Origin of the sequence: Psychromonas arctica, from assembly GCF_038155225.1 — a bacterium.
GTDB classification, from domain to species: Bacteria; Pseudomonadota; Gammaproteobacteria; order Enterobacterales; family Psychromonadaceae; genus Psychromonas; species Psychromonas arctica_B.
The window spans coordinates 1-217 of the sequence record NZ_JBAKBA010000336.1; the positions used below are offsets into that span (position 1 = coordinate 1).

Below are 217 nucleotides of genomic sequence, written 5' to 3' on the forward strand. Positions count from 1 at the left end.
CTACAGCATTAACCAACACTGATGTTATTGCATTATTTACTTTTTCTGCTAGTGATGCTGTAGGCGCTGGTCGAATTACTGTAACTACAGATGGCTTTGATGTAGATACTAGTACGACATTAAACTTTGAAATAGTAGAGGCTAATATTACAATGACTATAGCAAATCTAATGAACGATGAGCTATTAGCACAAAGTGCAACAACAATATTAACAGT

General features: G+C 34.6%; 1 protein-coding gene. It reads left to right on the forward strand.

The window, feature by feature from the left end; all coding sequences use genetic code 11:
* On the forward strand, nucleotides 1-217 hold a 217-nt coding region (locus V6255_RS18720), incomplete at both ends, for a hypothetical protein (RefSeq protein WP_341629454.1).